Below are 24,698 nucleotides of genomic sequence, written 5' to 3' on the forward strand. Positions count from 1 at the left end.
AAGAAGAGAGCCGACCAATGAAGATCAGCAATCGCAGAAGCAGGCGCGCCGCCACGGCCGTCGCCCTGGGGGCCGTACTCGCGCTGACCGCCACCGCCTGCGGCGACGACGGCAGCGGGGCGGGCGGCGACAAGGGCGCCGACGGCAGCGGCAAGGGCAAGATCGTCTTCTGGGACAACAACGGCGGTGTCCGCACCGAGGCCTGGAAGGCGATCATCGCCGACTTCGAGAAGGCCAACCCGGACATCAAGGTCGAGTACGTCGGGATCGCCTCCACCGAGTACCAGTCCAAGGTCGACACGGCCCTCCAGGGCGGCGGTCTGCCGGACGTCGGCGGTGTCGGTGCGGCGATGCTCGCGGGGTTCGCCGCGCAGGGCGCGCTGGAGCCGCTGGACGAGCGGCTGGAGAAGTCCTCGCTCAACGGCAAGCTCAACAAGGACATGGTCGAGTCGCTGAAGGCGGCCGGCGGTGGCGACGACAAGCTGTACTCGATCCCGACCTCCGCCAACAACGGTGTTCTGTACTACCGCACCGACCTGTTCAAGAAGGCGGGGCTTGAGGAGCCGACGACGTGGGAGCGGTTCTTCACGGCCGCCGACAAGCTCACGAACAAGGGCAAGAACGAGTTCGGCTACACCATCCGTGGTGGCGCCGGTTCCATCGCCCAGGCGCTGGACGCGATGTACGGGCAGTCCGGGATCACCTCGTTCTGGGACTCCAGCGGTGAGAAGACCACCGTCAACGACCCCAAGAACGTGGCGGCGCTGGAGAAGTACGCGGCGCTGTACAAGAAGGTCACTCCCGCGGCCGACCTCAACAACGACTTCACCAAGATGGTCGCGCAGTGGGACTCCGGCACGATCGGGATGCTGAACCACAACCTCGGGTCGTACCAGGACCATGTGAAGGCGCTCGGGGTGGACAAGTTCCGCGGTATTCCGCAGCCGACCGGTCCGGGCGGGAAGCGGGTCCAGGTCTCCAACCCGGTCGACGGAATGGGGCTGTTCAAGAGCTCCAAGAACAAGGCCGCCGCCTGGAAGTTCATCGAGTTCGCCACGTCCAAGGCGGAGAACTCGAAGTTCAACGAGTCGGCGGGGCAGGTGCCGGCGAACACGGACGCGGCGAAGGACGCGTGGATTTCGAAGGCCGAGCCCACGAAGCTGGCCGCTGACGCGTTGTCGGACGGGTCGACGACGATTGTGCAGTTGCCGTACTACCTGCCGGACTGGAACACGATCTCCAAGGCCGACAATGAGCCGAACTTCCAGAAGGTGCTGCTCGGGAAGATGAGCGCGAAGGAATTTCTGGACACGTTGGCTGAGCAGCTGAACACCGCGCAGGAGGAGTGGAACCAGCAGAAGGGTTGATTCTTGCTGGTTTCGCCGTGGGGCGGTCTGTGGTGTGCAGGGTGCGGGCCGCCCCTTGGCTTGTCGCGCCCACGCGGCGGAGCTGCACATCGATACGGGCCGCGCCCCTGAGTGCATGTCCCCGCCCTTTGTTGAAAGGAACTCTGCGTGTCCCTCAGCCGAAGACAAGTGGCCGCGGCTGGTATCGCTGCCGTGCCTCTCGCTCTCTCCGTCGCCGGTACCGCGCAAGCCGGTGGGCGTCGTAGTCGGACCCTCTATATCGCCGGCGACTCCACTGCCGCCCAGAAGTATGCGAATGCCGCGCCCGAGACCGGGTGGGGGATGGCGCTTCCGTTCTTTCTGCGTAAGGAGCTGGTGGTCGCCAACCATGCGGTGAACGGGCGTAGTTCCAAAAGCTTCGTCGACGAAGGGCGGCTGGAGGTTATCCTCGCCGCGATCCAGCCCGGCGATTTCCTGCTCATCCAGTTCGGTCACAACGACGAGAAGGCCGAGGACCCGACTCGGTACACCGAGCCCTGGACGACGTACCAGGACCATCTGCGGATGTACGTCGAGGGGGCCCGGGCCCGTGGGGCGCGGCCCGTGCTGGCCACCTCCGTCGAGCGGCGGAAGTTCGACGCCGGCGGGAAGGCCGTGACGACGCACGGTGAGTACCCGGCGGCCATGCGGGCGCTGGCCGCCGAGGAGGGGGTCGCGCTGCTCGACGTGCAGGCGCTGTCGCACGCCCTGTGGCAGGAGCTCGGGGTCGAGGAGACGAAGAAGTACTTCAACTGGACCGCCACCGAGCAGGACAACACGCACTTCAATCCGCCGGGCGCGATCGCCGTGGCCCGCCTCGTGGCGAGGGAGCTGCTCCGGACCCGGGTGCTCGGGCCGCGCGATGTGCGCCGGCTGGACGAGCCGATTCCCGAGTCGTGGATCACCTGGCCGCAGGCCGCCGCATAACACCCCCGACGCAGAAGGAAAGAGAGCCGCACCATGAACGTTCTGAAGTGTCATGATCATGCCAGAGTGACCGGGGTGAAGGTCGCCGCGGTGGTCGGGTGTGCCGCGCTCGTGCTGTCCGTCAGCGGTACCGCCGCGCAGGCCGGGCCCCGGGACGTGGCCCGCCAGACGCTCGGGGCCAACGACGGGTGGGGCGCGTACGGCACCGGTACCACGGGTGGTGCCGCGGCCGATGCCGCGCACGTCTACACCGTCACCACCTGGGAGCAGTTCCGGGCCGCCCTGAAGGACGGCGGGACCGCGCCCAGGATCATCAAGGTCAAGGGCATGATCGACGCCGTCTCCCAGGGCTGCGAGGCGTTCGAGGCCGAGAGGTACGACTTCCAGAAGTACCTCGCCGCCTACGACCCCGCCGTGTGGGGGCACGACAAGCCGGTCAGCGGTGAGCAGGAGGACCTGCGGGCCGCGTCCGCCGCCCAGCAGGACAAGACCATCAAGGCGATCGTCCCCGCCAACACCACCATCATCGGCGTGGGCAAGAACTCCGGGATCCTCGGCGGCAGCCTCCAGATCAAGGGTGTCGACAACGTCATCGTCCGGAACCTCACCATCGAGGCCCCGGTCGACTGCTTCCCGCAGTGGGACCCGGCCGACGACAACAAGACCGGCGCCTGGAACAGCGAGTACGACGGGGTGGTCGTCTACGGCTCCACGCACGTGTGGGTCGACCACAACACCCTGACCGACGGCCGCTACCCGGACAGCTCCCTGCCGTCCTATTTCGGCAAGACCTACCAGCAGCACGACGGGCTGCTGGACGTCGTGCGCGGCTCGAACCACGTGACCGTGTCCTGGAACTCGTTCAAGGACCACGACAAGACCATGCTGATCGGCAACAGCGACAGCGCCACCGCCGACGACACGGGCAAGCTGAAGGTCACGCTGCACCACAACCGCTTCGAGGGCATCGTCGAGCGGGCGCCGCGCGTGCGGTTCGGGCAGGTCGACTCGTACAACAACCACTTCGTGGTCACCAAGGGCCAGAAGTGGGGCTACGTCTACGGCATCGGCAAGGAGTCCCGGCTCGTCGCCGAGCACAACGCGTTCACGCTGGCACAGGGCGTCAGCCCGGCGAAGATCCTGAAGAAGTGGAACGAGGCGCCGGTCACCGCGAACGCCAACGTCGTCAACGGCAAGGCCGTCGACCTGATCGCCGTGCACAACGCGGAGATCCCCGGGGAGACGCTCCAGTCGGGCGCCGGCTGGACGCCGACGCTGCGGGCCGGCGTCGACCCGGCGAAGGCGGTCCCGGGCATCGTCGACGCCCGCGCGGGCGCCGGCCGCGTGTGCTGACCCGATCTGACTGACCGGCACGTGAACCGGCCGGGGCGGCTCGCATCGCGCCCCCGCCCCGGCCGTTCCCCCTCCGCACCAGCTACCCCGCACCAGCCGCACCGCGAAGGAGCAGCCGTATGCTCTCGCAGCCCCATGTCTCCCTCTCCCGCCGGAAGTTCCTCGCCGCGAGCGCCGCAGCGGGTGCCGTCGTCGGGCTCGCCGCCGGCCCCGCGCGGGCCGCCGGCACCCGGCCGCGCCCCTTCGGCCGGTACGGCTCACCGGCCGCGCGCCCCGACCCGAAGACTCTGTACGTCCACCCGGGCGGCGCCGGTGACTTCACCACCGTCCGGGACGCCGTGGCCGCCGCGGCCGGCAGCGGACACACCCTCGTCATCGCCCCGGGCGTCTACCGGCAGACCGTCGCCGTCGACCCCGCCCGTACCGAGATGACCTGGATCGGGGCGAGCGAGGACCCCCGTGACGTCGTGATCGTGTACGACAACGCGGCCGGGACGCCCAAGCCCGGCGGCGGCACCTACGGCACCACCGGCTCCGCCACCGCCACCGTGCAGGCCGACGGCTTCACCGCCCGCTGGATCACCTTCGCCAACGACTGGCTGCGCGCCGACCACCCCGACATCACCGGCACCCAGGCCGTCGCCCTCAAGGTCCAGGGCGACCGGTCCGCCTTCCACCACTGCCGGTTCCTCGGCCACCAGGACACCCTGTACGCCGACTCGATGGCGTTGGGCACCTTCGCCCGGCAGTACTTCGCCCACTGCTACGCCGAGGGCGACGTCGACTTCGTCTTCGGGCGGGCGACCGCCGTCTTCGAGCAGTGCCGCTTCCGGACCCTGAACCGGACCGACCTGTCGGCGGCCCCGTACGGCTTCGTCTTCGCCCCGTCGACGGCCGGTGCCAACCCGCTCGGCTACCTGGTGACCCGGAGCCGCGTCGACAGCGAGGCTCCCGACGGCTACTACAAGCTGGCCCGCCCCTGGGTGCCCAGCTCCGACACCACCGCCCGCCCCATGCTCACCGTCCGGGACACCTGGCTCGGCCCGGGCGTCGACGCGGTCGCGCCCTACACCAACATGTCGAACGCCTATCCCTGGCAGTCGATGCGGTTCGCCGAGTACCGCAACACGGGACCGGGCGCCGCCGTCTCCGTTCCGGAGAACCGGCCCCAGCTCACCTCGGAGCAGGCCCGGTCGGCGACCCGCGCCGGCTACCTCGGCGACTGGGAGCCGTGGAAGGAGGCGTGCTGAGTGCACCGGCGCACCCTGCTCACCGGATTCGCCGGCGGCCTCGTCGCCACCGGCGCCGCACCCGCCTTCGCCGCACCCGCCCGTCGCCGCGTCCTGCACGTCCGCCCCGGCGAGTCCGTACAGGCCGCCGTGGACGCCGTGGACGGCCCCGGCTGGACCGTCGTCGTGCACCCGGGGACGTACCGCGAGGTCGTCAACGTCCCGGCAGAAAAGGCCGGGCTGACCCTCAGGGGCGCCACCCGGGACCCGCGTGACGTCGTCATCGTGTACGACAACGCGGGCGGCACACCCAAGCCGGACGGCTCGGGCACCTACGGCACGGCCGGCTCCGCGACCTTCACCTCGGCGGCCCCCGGGCTGACCGTCCGCGACCTCACCCTGGCCAACGACTGGCTGCGCGCCGACCACCCCGACATCACCGGCACGCAGGCCGTCGCGGCGTACACGTACGGCGACCGCACCCGGTTCGAGAACGTCCGGCTCCTGGCCCACCAGGACACCCTCTTCGTCGACACCACCGCGCTCGGCACCTTCGACCGGCAGTACTTCCGGCACTGCTACATCGAGGGCGACGTCGACTTCGTCTTCGGGCGGGCGACCGCCGTGTTCGAGCAGTGCCACTTCCGCACCCTGGCGCGGGACGTGGACTTCACCCCCAAGGGCATGGTCTTCGCGCCCTCCACGGCCCGGGCGAACCCGTACGGCATCCTCGCCGTCCGCTGCCGCATCACCTCCGGTGCCGAGGACGCGGCGTACAAGCTGGCCCGGCCCTGGGTGCCGTCGTACGAGACCACGGCCTGGCCGTCGCTGGTGGTTCGGGAGACCCGGATCGGGCCGGGCGTCGACGCGGTGGCCCCGTACACCAACATGCGCGAGGCCTATCCCTGGCAGTCGATGCGGTTCGCCGAGTACCGCAACACCGGGCCGGGCGCCGCCGTCTCCGTGCCGGTGAACCGGCCCCAGCTCGGCCGCGCGCAGGTCGCGCTGCACACCAGGGAGACGTACCTCGGCGACTGGCGGCCCTATGCGTAGGGCCGCTGTTCTCCTCCTCGGTCTGTGCCTGCTCTGGCCGGCCTCGCCTGCCTCCGCCGCCGAACGCGCCCCCGTCGGCTGGGCCTCGGCCGGCTCCGGCACGAGCGGCGGGGCGGGCGGCAGGACCTGGACGGTGGACACCCGCGCAGAACTCAAGACCGCCCTCGCGAACGACGGCGATCCCACCGCGCCCAAGGTGATCCGGGTCGTCGGCGACATCAACGGCCACGAGAGCGACGACGGTTCCCTGCTCGGCGAGCAGGACTACGCGCCCGGACACGACCTCCGCAGGTACATGTCCTGCTTCGGCGAGGACGGCGCCGTCTGGTCGGACACCCGCTTCGAGTACTGCAAGCAGCAGCGGCAGCTGCGCCAGACCGGGTCGAACAAGGAGAAGGCGCAGATCCAGCTCACCGTGCCGAGCAACACGACCCTCGTCGGCGTGGGTCGGGACGCCCGGCTGCTCGGCGTGTTCCTGACGGTCAACACCGGCAACAACATCGTCGTGCGGAACCTGCACCTGGAGGCACCCGTCGACCACTTCACCAGCTGGTCCCCGGACGACGGCACGCGGGGCAGCTGGAACGCCCGCTTCGACGCGCTCACCGTGATCACCGGCCGGAACATCTGGATCGACCACTGCACCTTCACCGACGGCCGGTTCCCCGACCGCGAGGCACCCCTGGGGTTCCACGGCGAGCGCGTGCAGCGGCACGACGGGCTGCTGGACATCGAGGACGGCTCCGACTTCGTCACGGTCTCCGACAGCCGGTTCGAGGACCACGACAAGGCGATCCTCATCGGCTCGGGCGACGGACGCGGCGACCGGGACCGGGGGCACCTCAAGGTGACCTTCGTCCGCAACCTGTTCAGCGGCATCGTGCAGCGCGCCCCGCGGGTCCGCTTCGGGCAGGTGCACGTCGTCAACAACGTCCACCGGGGGCAGGCGCCTCTCTACGCCCTGGGCGTGGGCGTGGAGTCCGCGATCTTCTCCGAGCGCAATGTGTTCCGGTATCCCGGGGGACGGCCGTCGCTCGCCGTCGCGGACTACGGGGGCGAACGGTTCCGCGACACCGGCTCCTGGTTCAACGGCCGGCCCGCCCGGCTCAACGCCGTGGCCGGCGGTCTCGGCCTCGGGACCGACGTCGGCTGGGATCCCGCCGATGTGTACGACTACCGCGCACTGACGTCCCTGTCGGCGGTAGAGCGGTACGTGCTGCGGCACGCCGGAACAGGGAGGTCGTATGGGCACCCATGAGCCGTTCGGCCGGCGGACGTTCGTGGTCGGGGCGGGCACGGCGCTGCTGGCCGGGGGAGCGGTGAGCGGGGCGGAGGCCGCGGTCGTGGACGGCCCGCTGCCCGACTTCCATCCGGCGCTGAAGGACGCCCTGACCTTCCCGCTCGCCTGGGGAAGATCCCCGATCCGCGACTTCCGCGCCTGGCGGCGCGCCGCCCGGGCCACGGTCGAGCAGCACCTGCTCGTCGAACGGCACGACGGGACGCCGTACGCACCGGAGACCGTGGGGCGGTCACAAGGGGAGGGATACACAAGGGAGTTGATCACTGTCTCCCTCACCCGCTACGAACGCGTGCGCGGCGCCCTGCTCACCCCGCACGGCAAGGGCCCCTTCCCCGCCGTGCTGCTCCTGCACGACCACGGCGCCAGGTTCGACATCGGGAAGGAGAAACTCGTCCAGCCCTGGTACGACGACACCCGTCTCGCCTCCGCCCGGGCCTGGGCGGACAAGTACTTCAGCGGGCGGTTCGTCGGTGACGAACTGGCCCGGCGCGGCTATGTGGTGCTGTGCCTGGACGCGCTCGGCTGGGGCGATCGCGGCCCGCTCGCCTACGACCAGCAGCAGGCCCTCGCCTCCAACTTCTACAACCTCGGCTCCTCGCTCGCCGGGCTCATGGCCCGGGAGGACCAGCGGGCCGCCGCCTTCCTGGCGGGACTCGACCGGGTGGACGCCCGGCGGGTCGCGGCCGTCGGCTTCTCCATGGGCGCCTACCGCGCCTGGCAGACCGCCGCCCTCAGCGACCACATCGCCGCCGCGGCGAGTGTGTGCTGGATGACCGGCCTGAAGGAGATGATGGTGCCCGGCAACAACACGCTGCGCGGGCAGTCGGCTTACTACATGCTGCACCCGGGTCTCGCCCGGCACCTCGACATCCCCGACGTGGCGAGCATCGCCGCGCCCAGGCCGATGCTGTTCTTCAACGGCGGGCTCGACACGCTGTTCCCGGCCGAGGGCGTACGGGTCGCGTACGACAGGCTGCGTGCCGTCTGGCGGTCGCGCCACGCCGAGGAGCGGATACGGACGAAGACGTGGCCGGAGCTCGGCCACGTCTTCACCCACGAGATGCAGGACGAGGTCTTCAGCTGGCTCGACGACGTCCTGTGAGGCTCATCGCCGTACCGGCTTGACCCCCTCCAGCGTCGGCACCACTGGCTTGATCGTGCCGTCGGCCGCGAACTCCATGCGATCGATGGTGGTCTCGCGGTGCATGCCGTCGCCGCCCGGCCTGCCCGGGCCGTTGAGGGCGAAGCGGTGGTAGACCATGTACCAGTCGTCGGTGCCGGGAGTGTTCACCACCGAGTGGTGACCGGTGCCGAGGATGCCGTACTCGGGCCGCTTCTGGAGGATCGTCCCGCGCTTGGTCCACGGGCCGAGCGGGGACGGTCCCGTCGCGTACGCCACGTGGTAGTTCTCGCTGCGGGTGTCGTCCTCCGACCACATGAAGTAGTACGTGCCCTTCCGCTTGATGACGAAGGAGCCCTCGCGGAAGTTGTCCGGGGTGATGTCCTGCACCTTCGACGCGTCGAAGGACACCATGTCGTCGTTCAGCGGCACGACGTACCCGTGGCCGTTGCCCCAGTACAGGTACGCCTGGCCGTCGTCGTCCGTGAAGACCGACGGGTCGATCATCTGGCCCTTGAGCGCCCCGCCCTTGGCGACCAGCGGCTTGCCGAGCGCGTCCTTGAAGGGGCCGGCGGGGGAGTCGGCCACCGCCACGCCGATCTGCTGCTCGGCGCAGAAGTAGAAGTAGTACTTGCCGTTCCGCTCGGCGATCGCGGGCGCCCAGGCGTACTTGTCGGCCCAGGTCACGTCGGGCCCGAGGTCGAGGATGACGCCGTGGTCCTTCCAGTGGACCAGGTCCTTCGACGAGTAGGCCTTGAACTTGGTGCCGCTCCAGCCCTGGAAGCCGTCCGTCGTCGGGTAGATCCAGTATCTGCCGTTGAGGTAGTGGACGTCGGGGTCGGCGTTCAAGCCGGGCAGCAGGGGGCTGCGGGTGCGGACCGCCTCGACCGTCCAGGTGCGCTTGGTGCCGTCGGCCGCCGTCACGGTGTACTTCTGCGGCGTGCGGAAGTCGCGCCGGGTCCCGGACTTCGGGCTCAGCGTGGCGCCCTCACCGACCCACAGCTTCGGGGCGAGGCCTCGCAGGTCCGCATCCGGCTCCATCGGCAGGACGACCTTGGACGCGCTCTCCGTGACGATCGAGTAGCCCTTCTGGTGCTTGGCCGTCGCGTCCACCACGGAGGTGGGGGAGCTCGGGTAGGCCGCCAGCAGCCGGTCGTACTCCTGCTGCGTCACCGGGAGCACCGTGCCGTGCCGGGGGCTCGCCGGGAGCTGGTAGTCCGTGGACGGCGTCCACTTGCCGGAGGCGAGGTCGGTGGTCTCGAACGGGACGTAGCCGCGGCCGCCGTACTCGTCGATGAACAGGTACCACTTCTTCTCGGTGTTCGACTTGAACACCGTCGGGCCCTCGCCGCGGTCCATCGCGCCCTTGCCGATGCAGTCGGCCACGAAGTCGTACTTCGTCGAGGTCAGGGACGTCGACTTCTCACCGGTGATGAACTTCGAGCAGGGGCTGGAGGAGCTGGGGTCCCGCTCGTCCTTGGTGTAGCGGTAGTACTCGTCCTTGTACTTCACGACCGTGGAGTCGATCACCGAGTAGCCCGGGTCGTTCCAGATCTTCGGCTTGCTGAAGGTGCGGAAGTCCTTGGTGGTCGCGTACATCATCTTGTTGTACGTGTTGCCCTTGTGGTCCGGGTCGTCGTCGGCGTACAGCTTCGACGCCCAGAAGACGACGTACTCACCCAGCTCGTCGTCCCAGTAGGCCTCCGGGGCCCAGGTGTTGCCCGCGTTGTCCGGGGAGACCTTCACCAGGCGCTGGTCGGTCCAGTGGACCAGGTCGGTGGACTCCCAGACCATGATCGACTTGCTGCCGTGCCGCTGCACCTGGTCCCAGCTGCCGCTGGAGTTCTGGTACATCCGCAGGTCGGTGGCGATCAGGAAGAACTTGTCGCCCTTGGGGGAGCGGATCACGAACGGGTCGCGCAGGCCCTTCTCGCCGATCGTCGACGTCAGGACCGGTTTGCCGGCGTTCAGCTCACGCCAGTGCAGCGCGTCGTTGCCCCGGCTCAGGGCGTAACGGATCTGCTCGCCGTCGGCGGTGCCCTCGCCGGTGAAGTAGGCGAAGAGATAGCCGGCGTACTTGGAGTGCTTCACGGGTGGTGCTCCGGAGTCCGCGGCGCCGGGTGGCGCCGTGAGAAGGGTCAGGAGGAGGCCGGTCAGGGCCAGGAACGGCAGCAGGAGCGTGCGGGGGCGCATGACACTTCCTGTCGGAGTCTGGGGGATTCTGTTGGATAGCGGCCTTCGGAGTTTCACCGGAGGGGAACAGGGCGTCAACGGGTGTGCATGAGGCGGGTGGTTCCGAAACTTTCGGAGATGCGGGCACGCCCGTGCACGTGACAGCGGCAATGGTGGCAACGGCGGCAACCCTTTCGCGGCACGGCGGCGACTGCTGGTCGGAAACGGGCCGGAGCGGGCCCCTCCGAACCGTTTCCGTCCCCATCGCCTAGGAAAGGAACGCTCCGTGCTGCTCAGCACAGGACGCCACCGCAGGACCCGTACGCTCACCATCGCCGCCGCGGTGGTCTGTGCCTCGGGGGCGGGCGGCGTCTATCTCGGGCTCTCGGGCGGCGGCGCGCAGGCCGCCTCGTCGACGGTCACCGTCTCCACCACGGCCCAGCTCGAAGCGGCCGTGCAGAACGCCACCGCCGGCACGGTCATCCAGGTCCGCGGCGGCACCTACTACCCGGCCGCGACCCTCAAGTCCACGGCGAACGGCACGAGTTCGGCACGCATCACCCTGCGGGCACACGGCGGCGAGAAGGTCCGGATCGACGGTTCCAAGCTGCCCGACGGCTCTTGGCTGGCCGCCCTCCACGGCGACTACTGGACCGTCGAGAACCTCGCCTTTGTCAACTCCCCGGCCCAGGGCTTCGTCGCCACGTCCTCGGCCGGCGGCGTCTTCAGGAACCTCGTCACCGCGGACAACGGCGACTCCGGCTTCACCTTGCGCGGTGACGGCACCACCGGCAACCTCGTGCAGAACCTGGACAGCCACGGCAACTATGACCCGGCCGGCCACGGCCAGAACGCCGACGGCATCGCCGTCAAGTTCGGCTCGGGGACTGGCAACAGGATCACCGGCGCCCGGCTGTTCGACAACTCCGACGACGGGCTCGACCTGTGGCAGTTCTCCTCGCCGGTCACCATCGAGCACTCCTGGGCCTTCGGCAACGGCGAGAACCGCTGGAGCGACCCGGCCTTCGAGGGCAACGGCAACGGCTTCAAACTGGGCGGCGGGGGAGCGTCGGTCGCCCATGTCGTCAACAACAACGCCGCCTGGGACAACGGGCTGCACGGCTTCACCGAGAACTCCAACACCGGTGCCATCGCCCTGAACCGCAACACCGCGTACGCCAACGCCCACAACGGCTTCTACTTCGCCACCGGCAAGGCCCGCCTCGGCAAGAACCTCGCCGTGAGCGACAAGGGCGGCCCCGCGAAGCTGGGCTCCGCGGCCGTCTCCGCCGGCAACAACTGGGACAGCGGCGTCGCCACCCCGCCCTTCAGGTCGACGGACGCGAAGAGCGCGTACGCCGCGCGCGGGGCGGACGGCGCCCTCCCCGCGACGACGTTCCTGACTACCGGCTCCAGGACCATCGGGTCGACCATGGACTAGCGCCGTGTCTCCTCGGCGGGTCGGTCACGGGCAGGTGTCCATCCAGCGGGTGACCAGCGAGGTGTCGTTCTTGTCGGCGTCACGAGCCGGACCGCACAGGAACGGACTGAAGCGGGTGTCGGCACGCAGCCAGAGGCTGAAGAACGACACGATCCACTTGCCCTGCTTGGCCTTGGCGCCGTAACCCGTCATCGGGCACAGATGGTCGCCCGGTACCTCGATGTAGAGCTTCTCGGCCCCGGACATGGAGTTGTACCAGGGCACCGCGAAGGTGTCGCCGTGCGCGACGGGGTCGCTCTGACAGGTCAGGAAGAAGGTGGGCTCGGTGACCGAGGAGAAGTTCCCCTTCGGGTGGTACGGGGCGGTCGGCACGCCCGCCCGGAAGCGCGGGTCGTCCCTCAGGGCCGCCATGACGCCACCGCCGCCCATCGAGTGACCGGCCGCGCCCAGGGTGCCGTTGAGCTTCCCCGACAGCGGGTTGCGGGGGGCCTTGCCGAGCGCGAGCAACTGGGTGCCCGCGGCCCTGATCTGCCGGCCGCGCGATTCGGGATCGTCGGTGAGTGTGTTCGTCCCGACGTTGATGACGACGAAGCCCCAGGAAGCGAGGCGGGGTGCCAGCCACCGCAGGTTCTCCTGGGTGCCCTGATAGCCCGGCATCAGCACGACGCCCGGGTACGAGCCCCTGGCCTTGGGATACGTGACCGTGCCCGAGCCGTACCCGCTCGGGCGGGGAACGGTGTAGGCGGCGGTGGCCAGCGGCCCGTCGGCGGCCTCCAGGGAGGCGGTCGTCGGGGACGGGATGCCGGCGGCGGTCGCCGGCGCGGCGGTGGCCGTCAGCAGGGTCAGCGCCATGCCGATGGTGGTCGCCAGTGCGATCAGCGCCGTCATGGGACAGGATCGGGTCCGTAACGGCGCGCTGGTGCGGGTGGAACGACTGCGGGGACGCATTGCTCTACCTCCGGGATGTGATGAGAGCGGCCGGCTGGCGGGACTGTGCGAAGAGCCAGTCGATGACCACGTCGTTCTCGTACGTCTGGGCCCATGACAGGTGCGGGCTCACCGGTGTCGTTCCGGCCGTGTAGCTCGTGAACAGCACGTGGCTGCCCGTGGCCCGGGCCTGCCGCAGGAGGGCCCGCGACCGGGCCTCGAACTCTGCCTTCGGCAGGTCGTTGGCCCACTCCCCGCGGGTGACCCGCGCACCTGCGGTCTCCAGTGCGTTCATCAGGGTCCAGGTGCCGGGGTTGCCGAACCGGCCCTCCCGGTAGGGGACGACCGGGTCGTCGACCGAGTGGTCGGCCCAGATCGGGATGTGCGTGATCCTGTCCATGGCGGCCGCGTCGCCCCAGCCGGCCGTGGGCAGGGCAGCCGCGAACACGCCGGGTCGCTCGGCCAGCAGGCTGTAGATGCCGCGCCCGCCCGAGGACAGGCCGGCCAGATAGAGCCGGCCCGTGTCCACGTGGCCCGGGTGCTCGCGCACGAAGGTGTCGATGAGTTCGATCAGCGCGGCCTGGACCTTCGCGTCGGTCCAGTCCGTGCCGTCGGGTCCGTCCATGGGACGCGGCAGGGGGATCTGCGGAGAGAGGACGAATGCGGGGTTGCGCCGCTGTCGTTCCGGTTTGGCGAACGTGACCGCGATCCGGTTGGACGTCAGCTGGGTCATGTTGTTGTCCGCGACTTCGCCACCGCCGTGCAGGGTGACGACGAGCGGGTACCGGGTGCGGGTCTGCGGGTTCCGCAGGAATCCCGCGGGCCGGTACAGCCGGAAGTCCAGTTCGAAGCCCGCGGAGTCGGTGAAGGAACCGGCGGCGAAGTCGTCGACCACGGGAGTGATGACGTCGTCGTTCCGGTGCGCGAACGGACCTGCCTCGAGGACCGGTTCACCTGCCGGAGTGCGCACGTCCGCCACCTGTCTGACGGAGTAGGCACGGTCGAGCGGAAGGGGATCGGTGGTGCCGACCGCCCTTGCGTCGGCGTCGTCCGGATCGAGCTCGATGATCAGTCGGTCCCCCGGTCGTCCGGGGTCGGAGCGGTCGTCCACTGCGGCGGAGGTGTGGGAGTAGACCCGGGTCACCGTACGAGCCGCTGTCTTTCCGCCCACGGTGGCCTGCACCTGGAAGGCGGTGGGCGGGACCGTCCCGCCGCGTAAGTCGATGCGGTGCGCGTACTGGATGGCGACCGCTGTCACCAGCCAGTTGTTCCTCGGTGTCACCTGCGTGAGGAGGTCCGTCCGCAGGACCGGGTTGGGTCCTGAGGCCGCTTGCCGTCCTTCGAACGGGGCTGCCGTGGCCGACGTGCTCACGGTCGGCGCCGCGACCGCACCCGCGGTGACGGCGAGCACCGTACGTCTGGGGATCGATCTCATGGGTCCTCGTCTCGGTCATCGAGCTGGGGGGCGGGCCGAGGTATTACGCGAGAGTTTCGGAGCACCACCGGATCCCTGTCCAGCATCAAACCGAGATCTGTCCATGCGATGGACGCATCAATGCAGAGGCACGACGACGCCCCCGCCGGTTCGCACCGGCGGGGGCGTCCTGCCGACCGGCCGAGGGGGGCTCGGCCAGGGCTGTCCGGCCGTCCGGAGGGGGGCTCCGGAGGGCCGGGGGTGCCGGGACGTCCGGCTGGGGGCCCGGACGTCCGGCAGCCGGCCGGCCCAAGGGGGGATTCGGGCCGGCCGGAGTTCACACGTGCAGCGGCGTCACTGGTAGCTGATGTCCGAGGCCTTGAACTTGCAGGTCTTGCCGTCCGGGCCGGGCGGGGTCAGCTCCTTGGGCTCCTTGCCCGTGTTGTTGCCCTCGAAGCGCACACACGTCTTGATCTTCTTCTTGCTGTCGCCGTGGATGCGGATCTTCGACAGCGTCGCCGTGTCGCCGTAGTTGGCGTTCACGCCGACGATCGAGCTCATGGGCGCCGTCACGTCGATGTCGTTCAGCACCACCGTGCGCTTGTACTGCGTCTTGCAGTTGCCGCACGAGCGCACCAGCTTCCCGGCGTTCTGCACCTGGAAGCCCGACACGTTCAGCGTCCCGGCGCCGTTGAACTGCAGCACCTTGTCGTCGGCGTTCTTCGCGCCGCCGCCGATCACCTTGTACACGGCCGACGACGACTTGCCCTTGAAGCTGGCCGCGTCCTCGCCGACGTCCGTCCACCACACGTTCTGGAGCGTGCAGCTGCCCTTGCAGTGCACACCGTCCGCGGCCGGGGTGCCGATGATGACGTTCTTGAGGACCGCGCCGTCGGCCAGCTCGAAGATGGGGGCCTGGCCCTCGTCCTGGCTGTCGCCGCCGAGCGCGCCGGTGCCGTAGAACATCTTCATGCCGCCGTCGCGGACACCGGAGACCGGGATGGTCTCCGACACGGGCGTCTTGCCCTTGTCCGTGGGCCAGGGGGTCGCGGCGCCCGCGGTGGACAGCATCGACGTGGTGACGACCGCCGCTCCCGTGATGCCGAAGGCGGCTAACCCGGCGATCGCGGCCCGCCGCTTGGTGACCCGGCGGCGGTGGCGGACGCGCTGTTGTGCTGGTGCAGTCATGTACCGATTCCTCATGGGGGGGTGACTCTTGCGCCTGGTGGTCGCCACCCGCGAGGAAAGGGTTGCCGCGTCTTCAGGATTTTTCACGAGTCGTCTTCGGCGTCGTCCACGGCCGCGAAGCCGCCGCCCACGGACAGCCGCTCCGAACCGGCGGCGGCTGTCACCGCATAGCGGTCGGCACCGGCGTCCCGGCCGCCGCGCTCGTGGTCGAACTGGCCCGCGAACACCCACTCGCCCGCCGGGACCTTACGGCCCTCCTTCAGGGTCCAGGTGTAGACGAGGAAGCCGTCCCGCTCGCCGACCGTGAGCGTGAAGTCCTGCTCGGGCAGCGACCGCCAGGCGCCCGCGTCGGAGACCCCGCCGGTCTGGGCGACGCTCAACCGCACGGTCAGCGCGGTCAGTTCCGTGCGTGTCTTGATCGTGACGTTGCTCTGCGCCCAGAAGTCGTTGCTGTGCGGGTCGACCGAGCCGTCCGACCACAGCGGCCCGTCCTCCGTGGCGGCGGGCGGCCGCCCGGTGACGGAGGTGCTCGGCGTCCGCGAGGGCGGCGGAGCGGACTCGCGGCGCTCCGGCGGGGCGGACGGGGTGGGATCCACCGGCGGCGCGGGGGCCCGGCTCGTCGCCTCCGGCGACGGCGTGGGCGTCGGCGACGTCGCCACGCCCTGCTGCTGCGGGGCGGTCTCCTCCTTCACCGCGGACGCGACCGCGTAACCGCCCACCGCCAGCACACCCGCCACCGCGGCCGTCGCGCCGGCCACCCGCATCCATCCGAACACCGGCGGACGCGTCGCCCGGTGGCCTGAACCGGCCGGACCGGCCATGCCGCGCTCGACCCGGGCCAGGATCTGCTCCCGGTCGGGCTGGTGCGTCCCGGCCGCCTCGTGCAGCCGGGCGCGCAGCTCCTCGTGCACGTCCCGCCGCATGGTCATCGGTCCCTTCCTCCGCCCTCACCGGTGCGCGCCCGCAAGCCTTCCACGGCCGGCGAGCAACGGGGAGCGCCCACCGCCGCGTGCATCCGCTGCGGCACTCCCTGTGTGCCCAGCAACCGCTGGAGTTCGGCCATTCCCTTGGAGGTCTGGCTCTTCACCGTACCCACCGAGACACCGAGGGCGAGCGCGGTGTCCTTCTCCGAGAGGTCGAAGGCGTGCCGCAGCACGACACAGGCCCGCTTGCGGAACGGCAGTCTGCGCAGCGCCTCCTGGACGTCGACGACACCCGCGACGTCCGGGTTCTCGATGTTCTCCTCGCGCTGCGACCAGAACAGGGCGATGCGCCGCCGCTCGCGCACGGCGCTGCGGATCCGGGTGCGGGCCAGGTTGGTGACCACGCCGCGCGCGTACGCCGCCGGATGGTCGGCCGCGCGCACCCGGTCCCAGCGGTGCCACAGCGCCAGCAACGCGTCCGCCGCCAGATCGTCGGCGGTGTCCGACTCGCCCGTCAGCAGGTAGGCCAGGCGGGACAGTTCGGCGTAGTGACGCTCGAAGAAGGCGTGGAACTCCACGGAGGCGGCGTCGTCGACGACTGTGCCCACGGGCGACCTCTCCTCGCAGCGGCTTCGGGCACTCCGGGCCGGGGTGCCTATGCGTGTCATGTAGATGACATGTGATCATCCGGGGGAGGTCCGGACGAGATCGGGAAGCGTAGCAGCGTTCTCAGGACGGTTCGTACGGAGCTTCGAACGGCGTATGGCAGGCCGGACTCTGATTCCGTAACACGAAGAAAACCTGAATGTGGTTCAACGCGGGAACAATCCAGCCAGCATCCGCACACCGATCACCCAGGCATCAAGGAGCACTCGCCATGTCCGAAACGCAGAAGGTGGCCGACCGGTCCGACGCCGCACCACCGGCGGTGAACAGCGTCGACCGGTTCTTCAAGATCTCCGAGCGGGGATCCACCTTCGGCCGTGAGATACGCGGCGGCTTCGCCACGTTCTTCACGATGGCCTACATCCTTGTCCTGAATCCCATCATCCTGGGCAGCGCGAAGGACAAGTTCGGGCACCAGCTGGACGCCGTCCAGCTCACCACCGCCACCGCCCTGGTGGCCGCGGTCATGACGATCATCATGGGCGTGGGCGGCAATCTGCCCCTCGCGCTGGCCGCCGGACTGGGCCTGAACGCCGTGGTCGCCTTCCAGATCGCCCCGCTGATGAGCTGGGACGACGCGATGGGCCTGATCGTCCTCGAAGGCCTGCTGATCTGCGTGCTGGTGGTGACCGGGCTGCGCGAGGCCGTCATGCACGCCATACCCCAGCCGCTCAAGCAGGCGATCAGCGTCGGCATCGGCCTGTTCATCGCCTTCATCGGCTTCGTCGACGCCGGCTTCGTCAGCCGCATCCCGGACGCCGCGAACACCACCGTGCCGGTTCAGCTGGGCGGCACGGGCACGCTCACCGGGTGGCCGATTCTCGTCTTCTGCCTCGGCGTCCTGCTGACGATCGGCCTGCTCGCCCGCAAGGTCAAGGGCGCCATCCTGATCAGCATCGTCACCATGACGGCGCTGGCGATAGTGATCAACTCCATAGCCGACATCAAGAGCTGGGGCCTGACCACACCGTCCTGGCCCGACAAGCTCGTCGACGCCCCCGACTTCGGCCTCATCGGCGACTTCGACGTGTTCGGTGCCTTCAGCGCCCCCGGGGTCGGGGTCATCACCGTCGTCCTGCTGATCTTCACGCTGATCCTGTCCGACTTCTTCGACACCATGGGCACGGTCGTCGGCATCAGCGCCGAGGCGGGCCTGCTCGACGAGGAGGGCAAGGTCCCGAACCTCGGCAGGGTGCTGTTGATCGACGGTGCCGCGGCGGTCGCGGGCGGCGCGGCCTCGGCCTCCTCGGCGACCTCCTACATCGAGTCGGCGGCCGGCGTCGGCGAGGGCTCGCGTACCGGCTTCTCCAACCTCGTCACCGGCTCGCTGTTCGGCCTCGCGCTGTTCCTGACCCCGCTGCTCACCATCGTCCCGCTCCAGGCGGCCGCACCCGCCCTGGTCGCCGTCGGCTTCCTGATGATGACCCAGGTCAAGCACATCGACTGGGACCGCTACGACATCGCCATCCCCGCGTTCCTCACCATCGCCGTGATGCCGTTCACCTACTCCATCACCAACGGCATCGGCGCCGGCTTCCTCGCCTACGTCGTCATCAAGACCGTGCTCGGCAAGGCCAAGGAGGTCCACTGGCTGCTGTGGGGGACCTCGGTGCTGTTCCTCGTGTACTTCGCGATCGACCCGATCGAGCAGCTCCTGGGAGCGAAGTAACGATGACGGGCCGCCCCCGGGGGGAGGGGGGCGGCCCGTCTCGTCTCTACAGACGGCTTATCGGCAGCCGGGGTTCAGTCCTTGAGCGCCGCTTCCATCATCGCCTTGGCGACCGGCGCCGCCAGGCCGTTGCCGCTGACCTCCGAGCGGGCCGCGTTCGACTGCTCGACGACGACCGCCACGGCGACCTCCTTGCCTGACGAGTCGGACTTCCCGTACGAGGTGAACCAGGCGTACGGCACCTGGCTGTTGTTCTCGCCGTGCTGGGCCGTACCCGTCTTGCCGCCCACGGTCGCGCCCGGGACCTGGGCGTTCGTACCCGTGCCCTGGTCCACGACCGTCTGCATGGCCGACTGCAACTGCTCGGCGGTCGAGGAGCTGACGATCTCCTTCGAGCCCGCATCGTCGTCGTAGTCCTGCAACACATCACCACCGCTGTTGGTGATCTGCGAAACCATATGCGGCGAAACCAACTTGCCGCCGTTGGCTATGGCCGCCGACACCATGGCCATCTGCAGGGGCGTCGCGGTGACGTCGAACTGGCCGATGCCCGTCAGGGCCGTCTGCGACGGGTACATGTCCGAGGGGTACACGCTCGTGTAGGCCCGGACCGGCACATCCAGCTTGTCGTCGTTGAAGCCGAACTTCTCGGCCATCGCCTTCACCTTGTCCTGGCCGAGCTGGACGGCCATCTTCGCGAAGACGTTGTTGCACGAGTACTCCAGCGCCCTACGGATCGTGGCGTTCGTGCAAGGGGCGTTCGGGTTCTCGTTCGTCAGCTCCCGGGAGGTGCCCGGCAGTGTGTACGGGTCGGGGCTGTCGGTCTTCTCGTCCACCGACGAGTACAGCCCGTCCTCCAGCGCCGCCGCCGCCACGACCAGCTTGAACGTCGAGCCGGGCGGCAGCGGCTGCCGCAGCGCACGGTTGACCAGCGGCTTCTCCGGGTCGGCCGTGAGCTTCTTCCAGGCCGCCCCCGCCGTGTTGGCGCCGGTCAGCGACGAGGGGTCGTACGACGGCGTCGACACGACCGCGAGGATCTTCCCGGTCTTCGGGTCGATGGCGACGGCCCCGCCCTTCTTGTCGCCGAGCGCGTCGTACGCCGCCTTCTGCACGTCCGGGTCGATCGTCGTGACCACGTTGCCCGGGTCGGCCCGCTGGTTGGTGACGGTGTCCATCACCGACTTCAGACGGTTGTCCGTGCCGTTGAGCAGGTCGGTGTAGATGCCCTCCAGCTGGGTCGGCGCGTACGCCTGCGACGCGTATCCCGTCACCGCCGCGTACAGCTCGCCGTCCGTGTACGTGCGCTTGTACTTGAGGTCGCCCGTCTTCGTCGGGGCCGAGCCGGTGACCGACCGGCCGCCCACGATGATGTTCCCGAGCGGCGCCGAGTACGTCTCGATCGCGTTCCGCCGGTTGTCCTTGTCGTCTGCGAGCGCCTGGCCCTCGTAGAACTGCACCCAGGTCGCCCTGCCCAGCAGAGCGAGAACCAGCAGCAGCGTGAAGACCGATGCGCGCCTGATCGTCTTGTTCATCCCGAACATGAGGACGAGCCAGGCGGGGCGGATCGTTCCCACCCGTCCGGTTTTCTCATCCGGCGTTCAGAAAGCCCGCCTCGTACGCCGCGATGACCGCCTGCGTGCGGTCCCGGGTGCCCGTCTTGGCCAGCACCGCCGCCACGTGCGACTTCACCGTGGCGGGACCGACTTCCATCCGGCGGGCGATCTCCGCGTTGGTCAGGCCCTGCGCCATGTGCCGCAGCACCTCCCGCTCGCGTCCCGTGAGCTTCGCCACCCACTCCGGCGGCGCCGGGTGCGCGCGTGCGTGCTCGGTCGCGAGGGTGCGGACGGCCGCCGGGAACAGCAGGCTGTCGCTGCGCGCCACCAGCCGGACCGCCTGCACCAGCGCGTCGGCGTCCGCCCGCTTCAGCAGGAACCCGGAGGCTCCGGCGCGCAGCGCGTCGTACACGTAGGAGTCGTTCTCGAAGGTCGTCACGACGACGATCCGGGGCGGCTCGTCCAAGGTGGCGAGGATCTGCTCGGTCGCGCGGATGCCGTCGATCTCCGGCATGCGGACGTCCATGAGGACGACGTCCGGCCGCAGGTCCCGGACGACCGACACGGCCTCGGCGCCGGTGGCCGCCTCGCCCACCACCTCCAGGTCGGGCTCGGCGGAGAGGATGGCGCGCAGCGCGGTGCGGACCATGCGCTCGTCGTCGGCGAGGACGACACGGACGGGGGCGGGGCGGGTCATGCGGGTCCTTTCATCGGCAGACGTACGTGCAACCGCCAGCTCTCCCCGGCCGGTCCGGACGAACCGGCGGCCCGTCCGGACGAACCGGCGGCCGGTCCGGCCGTCATGGTCCCGCCCAGCAGCCTGACCCGGTCCGCGATGCCGCGCAGCCCGTGGCCGCCGCCGGGACGGGAGGAGACGGGAGCGGTGACCGCGGCGGGGCCGGTCACCGGATTCTCCACGGTGATCTCCAGCGCTCCGCTCGCCACCGCGATCCGTACGTCGACGGCGACCCGGTCTCCCGCGTGCCTGAGGGCGTTGCTCAGCCCCTCCTGCACGATCCGGTACCCCTCCCGGGACAGCAGCGCGGGCAGTACCTCCAAGTCGGTGTCGACCGTGGCCGTCACCCGCTGTCCACCGGCCCGGGTGCGACGCAGCAGCCCGTCGAGGTCGGCCGCGAGCGTCGGCGCCGGGGCAGTGCCGGGGGCGTCGCCCTCGCGCAGCACACCCAGCACGGCGTCGAGTTCGCCGACGGTGCGCCGGGTCGTGTCCTCGATCGCGGCGAGGGCCTCGCGGACGAACTCCGGGTCGGAGTCGAGGACGCGGCGGGCCGCGCTCGCCTGGAGACCGATCGCGCTCAGCGCGTGGCCGATGGAGTCGTGCAGCTCCCGCGCCAGCCGGTTGCGGACGGCCAGGTCGGCGGCGCGTGCCTCGGCGGCCGCGAGCCGGCCCTCGGGGGACGGGCCGAGCAGGGCGGGCGCCCAGCGGGCCAGCAGCCAACCGCCGCCGGCCGCGCAGCCGGCGAGGGCGACGAGCATCGCCGCGCCCGCGACCGGCGCGAGCGCCAATGCCCAGGCATGGTCGAGGACTTCGGGCAGCCCGAGCCGACCGCCGCGCAGTCCCGCGACGACCGGCAGCACGATCAGCACGACGGCGAACGGCGGCACGGCCAGCGACATCCCGGCGATGATCCCGCCGAGCCCGAGATGCAGGGTGAACCAGCCCGCCGTACGGCCCTTCTCACCCCGCGTCCGGGCCGGCCCGAAGGCGAGCCGGTCCGTGTCGACACCGCACAGCCAGCGCACGGCGGCGGCCTCCAGCGGCCGGGTCAGCGGGAACAGGGACGTGACGGCGGCGAGCGGCAGCCCCACGCCGAAGGAGGCGAGCTGGAGGGGAAAGGACCCGAAGACGTCCGTGCCGCCGGTCGCCGGACCGATGATCACCGAGCCGACCAGGACGTACGGCATCGCGAGCGCGCCGCCGAGGATCAGATGCACCCAGCGCAGCCGGGCCCGCCGGCCGAACAGCGACCGGGCGGCCCGTCTCACGCCGCCCGCCGCGCGGCCCTGGCCGAGCGCTCCGCGAAGAAGTAGACGCCGATGGCGGCGACGAGGAAGCCGACGAGCATCTGACCAGCGTAGGCGAGGCCCATCAGCGGCGTCGGACGGTCGGCGATGTCCCCGCCGCCGAGGGAGGCGAGCGACAGCCAGCCGCCCCAGCAGGCCACGGCGCCCGAGCCGACCCAGGCCAGGCCGAGCGGCACCGCCACGGGCAGCGCCCGCCCGCGGCGGAAGGCCAGCAGGAAGCCGCCGGTGACGGCGGCGAGGAGGAACACCACGTACACCGCTTCCAGGACGTGGACGTCCGCGCTCCGGTCCGCCGCCCGGCCCTCGCTGAGCCCGGCGGTGCCGCCGCAGGCCCAGATGACGTGGAGGGTGAGCGGCAGCAGGGCGAGCACGGCGGCCGCGACGGCGAGGGCGCGGTGGGCCGGCCCCGCGACCCCCATGGGCAGTTCCCACACCCGCCCGCGCCACAGCTGCCCCCAGCGGTCGCGGGCGTAGAGCACGAACAGGGCGCCCAGCGCGAGCCCTTGGAGGATGAACCCCGTGTAGACCACGGTGAACACCCACTCGTCCAGGAAGGCCTCCTGGCCCGGAGACTCCGCGCTCCCTCCGCCGAACGCCCTCACGACCAGCTGTGCCGGGAAACCGGCCATGATCGGCGCGAGCAGCCCGGTGGCGACCCAGACGGGGAAGGCCAGGAGCCACGCGGGCACCCGCAGCCCCCACGGCCGCGTCAGCACCAGCGCCAGCACGATCACCGCGCTGTCCAGCAGCACGGAGATGCCGTTGATCACCGCCATGCCCACCCGGTCGTCGAGCAACCTGCTCCCTTCCGGAATGCCGATGTGGCTCCCGGCGATCCAGGCGGCCTTGAGCCCGAGGTACGGCACGCAGGAGAGGACGGCGACGGCACGCAGGACGTGCCGGGGACGGCTGAGACGGACGACGGGGCCGTCGACGGCGGCGGGAGCGGGTGACAGCGTGGTGCGGTGTGACTGCGTCATGCGATCAGGCTCCCGCGCGGCGGGCCGGCGCCACCTCGTGCACGACGACGATCCGCCTCCGCCGGACGGGGGAGGGCGGCTCAGCCCTCCAGGAGGAGCACCGTCTCCTCGATCTCCGCACCCCGAGCGCTCGCGTACCCGCTGGCCGTCGCCACGGCACGGAAGCCGCACTTCTCCAGTACGCGCAGCGAGCCGGCGTTGTCCGACGCCGCCCGGGCGTACAGGGGACGCTCGGGCACCACCGTCAGCAGCGCCCGCAGGGCCGCCGTGGCGATGCCCTTGCCCCAGTACGCGCGGTCGACCCAGTACGTCACCTCGCGCTCGCCCGGCTCGCCGTACACCGCCGCGCTGCCGACCACGTCACCGTCGGCCAGGACTGTGCGGACCACGTCGGCGGAGGACCGGATCTTGGTCCAGTGGGCGTCGAAGGCGTCCCGGTCGGCCGGGTCCTTGGGGACGAAGGCCGCCATATGGAGCGCCTCGGGGTCGTTCATCTGCCGGAAGAAGACCGGCAGATCGCTGTCGTGGACCTCGCGCAGCTCGACGTTCATGCCTCAGAGCCTACGGGTGGCCAGTGTCAGCCGGTCCCTCGCGTCGAACAGCGCGTCCTTCACCAGCTGTTCGTGCGCCGGCGTGAGCCGCGCAACCGGCACCGAGCAGCTGATCGCGTCCCGTGCCGGCGTGCGGTACGGGATCGCCACGCCGAAGCAGCGCAGCCCCAGCGTGTTCTCCTCGCGGTCCACGGCGAAGCCCTGCTCCCGGACCTGGGTCAGCTCTTCGATGAGCTTCTCGCGGTCGGTGATCGTGTTCTCGGTCAGCGCGGGCAGCGTCTCCGGGAGCATCTTGCGGACCTGCTCGTCCGAGTAGGTGCTCAGCAGCGCCTTGCCGAGGGACGTGGAGTGCGCGGGCAGGCGGCGGCCGACCCGGGTGAAGGGACGCAGGTAGTGCTGCGACTGGCGGGTGGCGAGGTAGACGACGTTCGTGCCGTCGAGGCGGGCGAGGTGGATCGTCTCGGTCGTGTCGTCCGAGAGCCGGTCCAGCGTCGGGCGGGCCGCCGCCACGACCTCGTCGCCGTCGATGTACGACGTGCCGACCAGCAGGGCCCGCACCCCGATGCCGTACCGCGTGCCCGTCGCGTCCGTCTCCACCCAGCCCAGCTCGACGAGCGTGCGCAGCAGCATGTAGAGACTGGACTTGGGATAGCCGACGGCCTCCTGGACCGCCGCGAGCGAATGCATACCGGGACGCCCGGCGAAGTATTCGAGCAGTTCAACCGTTCGTACCGCGGACTTGACCTGCGCCCCGCCGCCCGTCTCGCCAGCCGACATCGCCCTTGACCCCTTCGTTCGACGGGA

The 24,698-nt window shown here is 70.3% G+C and carries 21 protein-coding genes; 9 read left to right on the top strand and 12 right to left on the bottom strand.

The features are described from left to right. The first annotated feature begins 17 nt into the window (after positions 1 to 17). The 7 genes from MQE23_RS33950 to MQE23_RS33980 all read left to right on the top strand — a co-directional run bounded on the left by MQE23_RS33950 (position 18) and on the right by MQE23_RS33980 (position 8,349). Positions 18 to 1,367: a sugar ABC transporter substrate-binding protein gene (locus MQE23_RS33950; protein ID WP_020270171.1), complete on the top strand. Its 1,350-nt coding sequence runs from the start codon at positions 18 to 20 to the stop codon at positions 1,365 to 1,367. A 147-nt stretch (positions 1,368 to 1,514) separates the two neighbouring features. Continuing rightward, positions 1,515 to 2,312, top strand: a complete 798-nt coding sequence (locus MQE23_RS33955) for a rhamnogalacturonan acetylesterase (protein ID WP_037667135.1) — start codon at positions 1,515 to 1,517, stop codon at positions 2,310 to 2,312. A gap of 33 nt (positions 2,313 to 2,345) precedes the next feature. Further along, positions 2,346 to 3,665, top strand: a complete 1,320-nt coding sequence (locus MQE23_RS33960; protein WP_243381119.1) for a polysaccharide lyase family 1 protein — start codon at positions 2,346 to 2,348, stop codon at positions 3,663 to 3,665. A gap of 119 nt (positions 3,666 to 3,784) precedes the next feature. Beyond that, positions 3,785 to 4,915 carry a pectinesterase family protein gene (locus MQE23_RS33965; protein ID WP_243381121.1) on the top strand — a complete coding sequence of 377 codons (1,131 nt, stop codon included), beginning with the start codon at positions 3,785 to 3,787 and terminating at the stop codon, positions 4,913 to 4,915. Then, positions 4,916 to 5,947 (top strand): pectinesterase family protein, encoded by a 1,032-nt coding sequence (locus MQE23_RS33970; RefSeq protein ID WP_243381123.1) that lies wholly within the window; start codon positions 4,916 to 4,918, stop codon positions 5,945 to 5,947. It abuts the gene before it with no gap. Then, positions 5,940 to 7,205: a pectate lyase gene (locus MQE23_RS33975; RefSeq protein ID WP_243381125.1), complete on the top strand. Its 1,266-nt coding sequence runs from the start codon at positions 5,940 to 5,942 to the stop codon at positions 7,203 to 7,205. The genes MQE23_RS33970 and MQE23_RS33975 overlap by 8 nt, the downstream gene beginning before the upstream one ends. Beyond that, a complete protein-coding gene (locus MQE23_RS33980) occupies positions 7,192 to 8,349 on the top strand; it encodes an alpha/beta hydrolase family protein (RefSeq protein ID WP_243381127.1) in 1,158 nt (385 codons plus the stop codon). The genes MQE23_RS33975 and MQE23_RS33980 overlap by 14 nt, the downstream gene beginning before the upstream one ends. A gap of 3 nt (positions 8,350 to 8,352) precedes the next feature. Here MQE23_RS33980 and MQE23_RS33985 read toward each other — a convergent pair whose 3' ends face one another. After that, positions 8,353 to 10,560, bottom strand: coding sequence for a family 43 glycosylhydrolase (locus MQE23_RS33985; protein ID WP_020270178.1), 2,208 nt, complete (start codon positions 10,558 to 10,560; stop codon positions 8,353 to 8,355). Positions 10,561 to 10,825: 265 nt separating this feature from the next. Between MQE23_RS33985 and MQE23_RS33990 the strand changes: the two genes are divergently transcribed. After that, positions 10,826 to 11,980 (top strand): right-handed parallel beta-helix repeat-containing protein, encoded by a 1,155-nt coding sequence (locus MQE23_RS33990; RefSeq protein ID WP_243381129.1) that lies wholly within the window; start codon positions 10,826 to 10,828, stop codon positions 11,978 to 11,980. Between the two features lie 24 nt (positions 11,981 to 12,004). On the opposite strand, the gene MQE23_RS33995 is transcribed toward MQE23_RS33990, so the two are convergent. From MQE23_RS33995 to MQE23_RS34015, 5 genes are all read right to left on the bottom strand, one after another. Next, the gene (locus MQE23_RS33995) at positions 12,005 to 12,868 is read right to left on the bottom strand and encodes a putative Lipase 1 (RefSeq protein ID WP_020270180.1); all 864 of its coding nucleotides are present in this window, start codon (positions 12,866 to 12,868) and stop codon (positions 12,005 to 12,007) included. A gap of 64 nt (positions 12,869 to 12,932) precedes the next feature. Then, positions 12,933 to 14,342, bottom strand: a complete 1,410-nt coding sequence (locus tag MQE23_RS34000) for a PHB depolymerase family esterase (RefSeq protein WP_243381131.1) — start codon at positions 14,340 to 14,342, stop codon at positions 12,933 to 12,935. Positions 14,343 to 14,675: 333 nt separating this feature from the next. Further along, a complete protein-coding gene (locus tag MQE23_RS34005; protein ID WP_020270182.1) occupies positions 14,676 to 15,509 on the bottom strand; it encodes a pectate lyase in 834 nt (277 codons plus the stop codon). Positions 15,510 to 15,592: 83 nt separating this feature from the next. Beyond that, positions 15,593 to 16,438, bottom strand: a complete 846-nt coding sequence (locus MQE23_RS34010; protein WP_020270183.1) for a hypothetical protein — start codon at positions 16,436 to 16,438, stop codon at positions 15,593 to 15,595. Further along, on the bottom strand, positions 16,435 to 17,040 hold the full coding sequence (locus MQE23_RS34015) for a SigE family RNA polymerase sigma factor (protein WP_020270184.1): 606 nt from the start codon (positions 17,038 to 17,040) through the stop codon (positions 16,435 to 16,437). Before MQE23_RS34015 ends, MQE23_RS34010 begins: the two co-directional genes overlap by 4 nt. Positions 17,041 to 17,309: 269 nt before the next feature. Between MQE23_RS34015 and MQE23_RS34020 the strand changes: the two genes are divergently transcribed. Beyond that, entirely contained in the window at positions 17,310 to 18,767 is a 1,458-nt protein-coding gene (locus MQE23_RS34020) for an NCS2 family permease (protein ID WP_020270185.1), read from the top strand. A 74-nt stretch (positions 18,768 to 18,841) separates the two neighbouring features. Here MQE23_RS34020 and MQE23_RS34025 read toward each other — a convergent pair whose 3' ends face one another. The 6 genes from MQE23_RS34025 to MQE23_RS34050 all read right to left on the bottom strand — a co-directional run bounded on the left by MQE23_RS34025 (position 18,842) and on the right by MQE23_RS34050 (position 24,671). Beyond that, the gene (locus MQE23_RS34025) at positions 18,842 to 20,299 is read right to left on the bottom strand and encodes a penicillin-binding transpeptidase domain-containing protein (protein ID WP_037673961.1); all 1,458 of its coding nucleotides are present in this window, start codon (positions 20,297 to 20,299) and stop codon (positions 18,842 to 18,844) included. Positions 20,300 to 20,354: 55 nt separating this feature from the next. Continuing rightward, positions 20,355 to 21,017 (bottom strand): response regulator transcription factor, encoded by a 663-nt coding sequence (locus tag MQE23_RS34030; protein ID WP_020277257.1) that lies wholly within the window; start codon positions 21,015 to 21,017, stop codon positions 20,355 to 20,357. Next, entirely contained in the window at positions 21,014 to 22,324 is a 1,311-nt protein-coding gene (locus MQE23_RS34035) for a histidine kinase (protein WP_020277258.1), read from the bottom strand. Before MQE23_RS34035 ends, MQE23_RS34030 begins: the two co-directional genes overlap by 4 nt. Further along, entirely contained in the window at positions 22,321 to 23,343 is a 1,023-nt protein-coding gene (locus MQE23_RS34040; RefSeq protein ID WP_243381133.1) for a hypothetical protein, read from the bottom strand. Before MQE23_RS34040 ends, MQE23_RS34035 begins: the two co-directional genes overlap by 4 nt. An 80-nt stretch (positions 23,344 to 23,423) precedes the next feature. After that, a complete protein-coding gene (locus MQE23_RS34045) occupies positions 23,424 to 23,894 on the bottom strand; it encodes a GNAT family N-acetyltransferase (RefSeq protein ID WP_020277260.1) in 471 nt (156 codons plus the stop codon). A 3-nt stretch (positions 23,895 to 23,897) separates the two neighbouring features. Continuing rightward, a complete protein-coding gene (locus MQE23_RS34050; protein ID WP_243381134.1) occupies positions 23,898 to 24,671 on the bottom strand; it encodes an IclR family transcriptional regulator in 774 nt (257 codons plus the stop codon). Between the last annotated feature and the right edge of the window lie 27 nt (positions 24,672 to 24,698).

Source organism: Streptomyces sp. HP-A2021, from assembly GCF_022807935.1.
GTDB lineage: Bacteria > Actinomycetota > Actinomycetes > Streptomycetales > Streptomycetaceae > Streptomyces > Streptomyces afghaniensis.

Coding starts and splice junctions, on each gene's coding strand:
- MQE23_RS33950 (WP_020270171.1), top strand. CDS start 18: ATGAAGATCAGCAATCGCAGAAGCAGGCGCGCCGCCACGGCCGTCGCC.
- MQE23_RS33960 (WP_243381119.1), top strand. CDS start 2,346: ATGAACGTTCTGAAGTGTCATGATCATGCCAGAGTGACCGGGGTGAAG.
- MQE23_RS33965 (WP_243381121.1), top strand. CDS start 3,785: ATGCTCTCGCAGCCCCATGTCTCCCTCTCCCGCCGGAAGTTCCTCGCC.
- MQE23_RS33975 (WP_243381125.1), top strand. CDS start 5,940: ATGCGTAGGGCCGCTGTTCTCCTCCTCGGTCTGTGCCTGCTCTGGCCG.
- MQE23_RS33980 (WP_243381127.1), top strand. CDS start 7,192: ATGGGCACCCATGAGCCGTTCGGCCGGCGGACGTTCGTGGTCGGGGCG.
- MQE23_RS33985 (WP_020270178.1), bottom strand. CDS start 10,560: ATGCGCCCCCGCACGCTCCTGCTGCCGTTCCTGGCCCTGACCGGCCTC.
- MQE23_RS33995 (WP_020270180.1), bottom strand. CDS start 12,868: ATGACGGCGCTGATCGCACTGGCGACCACCATCGGCATGGCGCTGACC.
- MQE23_RS34000 (WP_243381131.1), bottom strand. CDS start 14,342: ATGAGATCGATCCCCAGACGTACGGTGCTCGCCGTCACCGCGGGTGCG.
- MQE23_RS34005 (WP_020270182.1), bottom strand. CDS start 15,509: ATGACTGCACCAGCACAACAGCGCGTCCGCCACCGCCGCCGGGTCACC.
- MQE23_RS34010 (WP_020270183.1), bottom strand. CDS start 16,438: ATGACCATGCGGCGGGACGTGCACGAGGAGCTGCGCGCCCGGCTGCAC.
- MQE23_RS34020 (WP_020270185.1), top strand. CDS start 17,310: ATGTCCGAAACGCAGAAGGTGGCCGACCGGTCCGACGCCGCACCACCG.
- MQE23_RS34025 (WP_037673961.1), bottom strand. CDS start 20,299: ATGAACAAGACGATCAGGCGCGCATCGGTCTTCACGCTGCTGCTGGTT.
- MQE23_RS34030 (WP_020277257.1), bottom strand. CDS start 21,017: ATGACCCGCCCCGCCCCCGTCCGTGTCGTCCTCGCCGACGACGAGCGC.
- MQE23_RS34040 (WP_243381133.1), bottom strand. CDS start 23,343: ATGACGCAGTCACACCGCACCACGCTGTCACCCGCTCCCGCCGCCGTC.
- MQE23_RS34045 (WP_020277260.1), bottom strand. CDS start 23,894: ATGAACGTCGAGCTGCGCGAGGTCCACGACAGCGATCTGCCGGTCTTC.
- MQE23_RS34050 (WP_243381134.1), bottom strand. CDS start 24,671: ATGTCGGCTGGCGAGACGGGCGGCGGGGCGCAGGTCAAGTCCGCGGTA.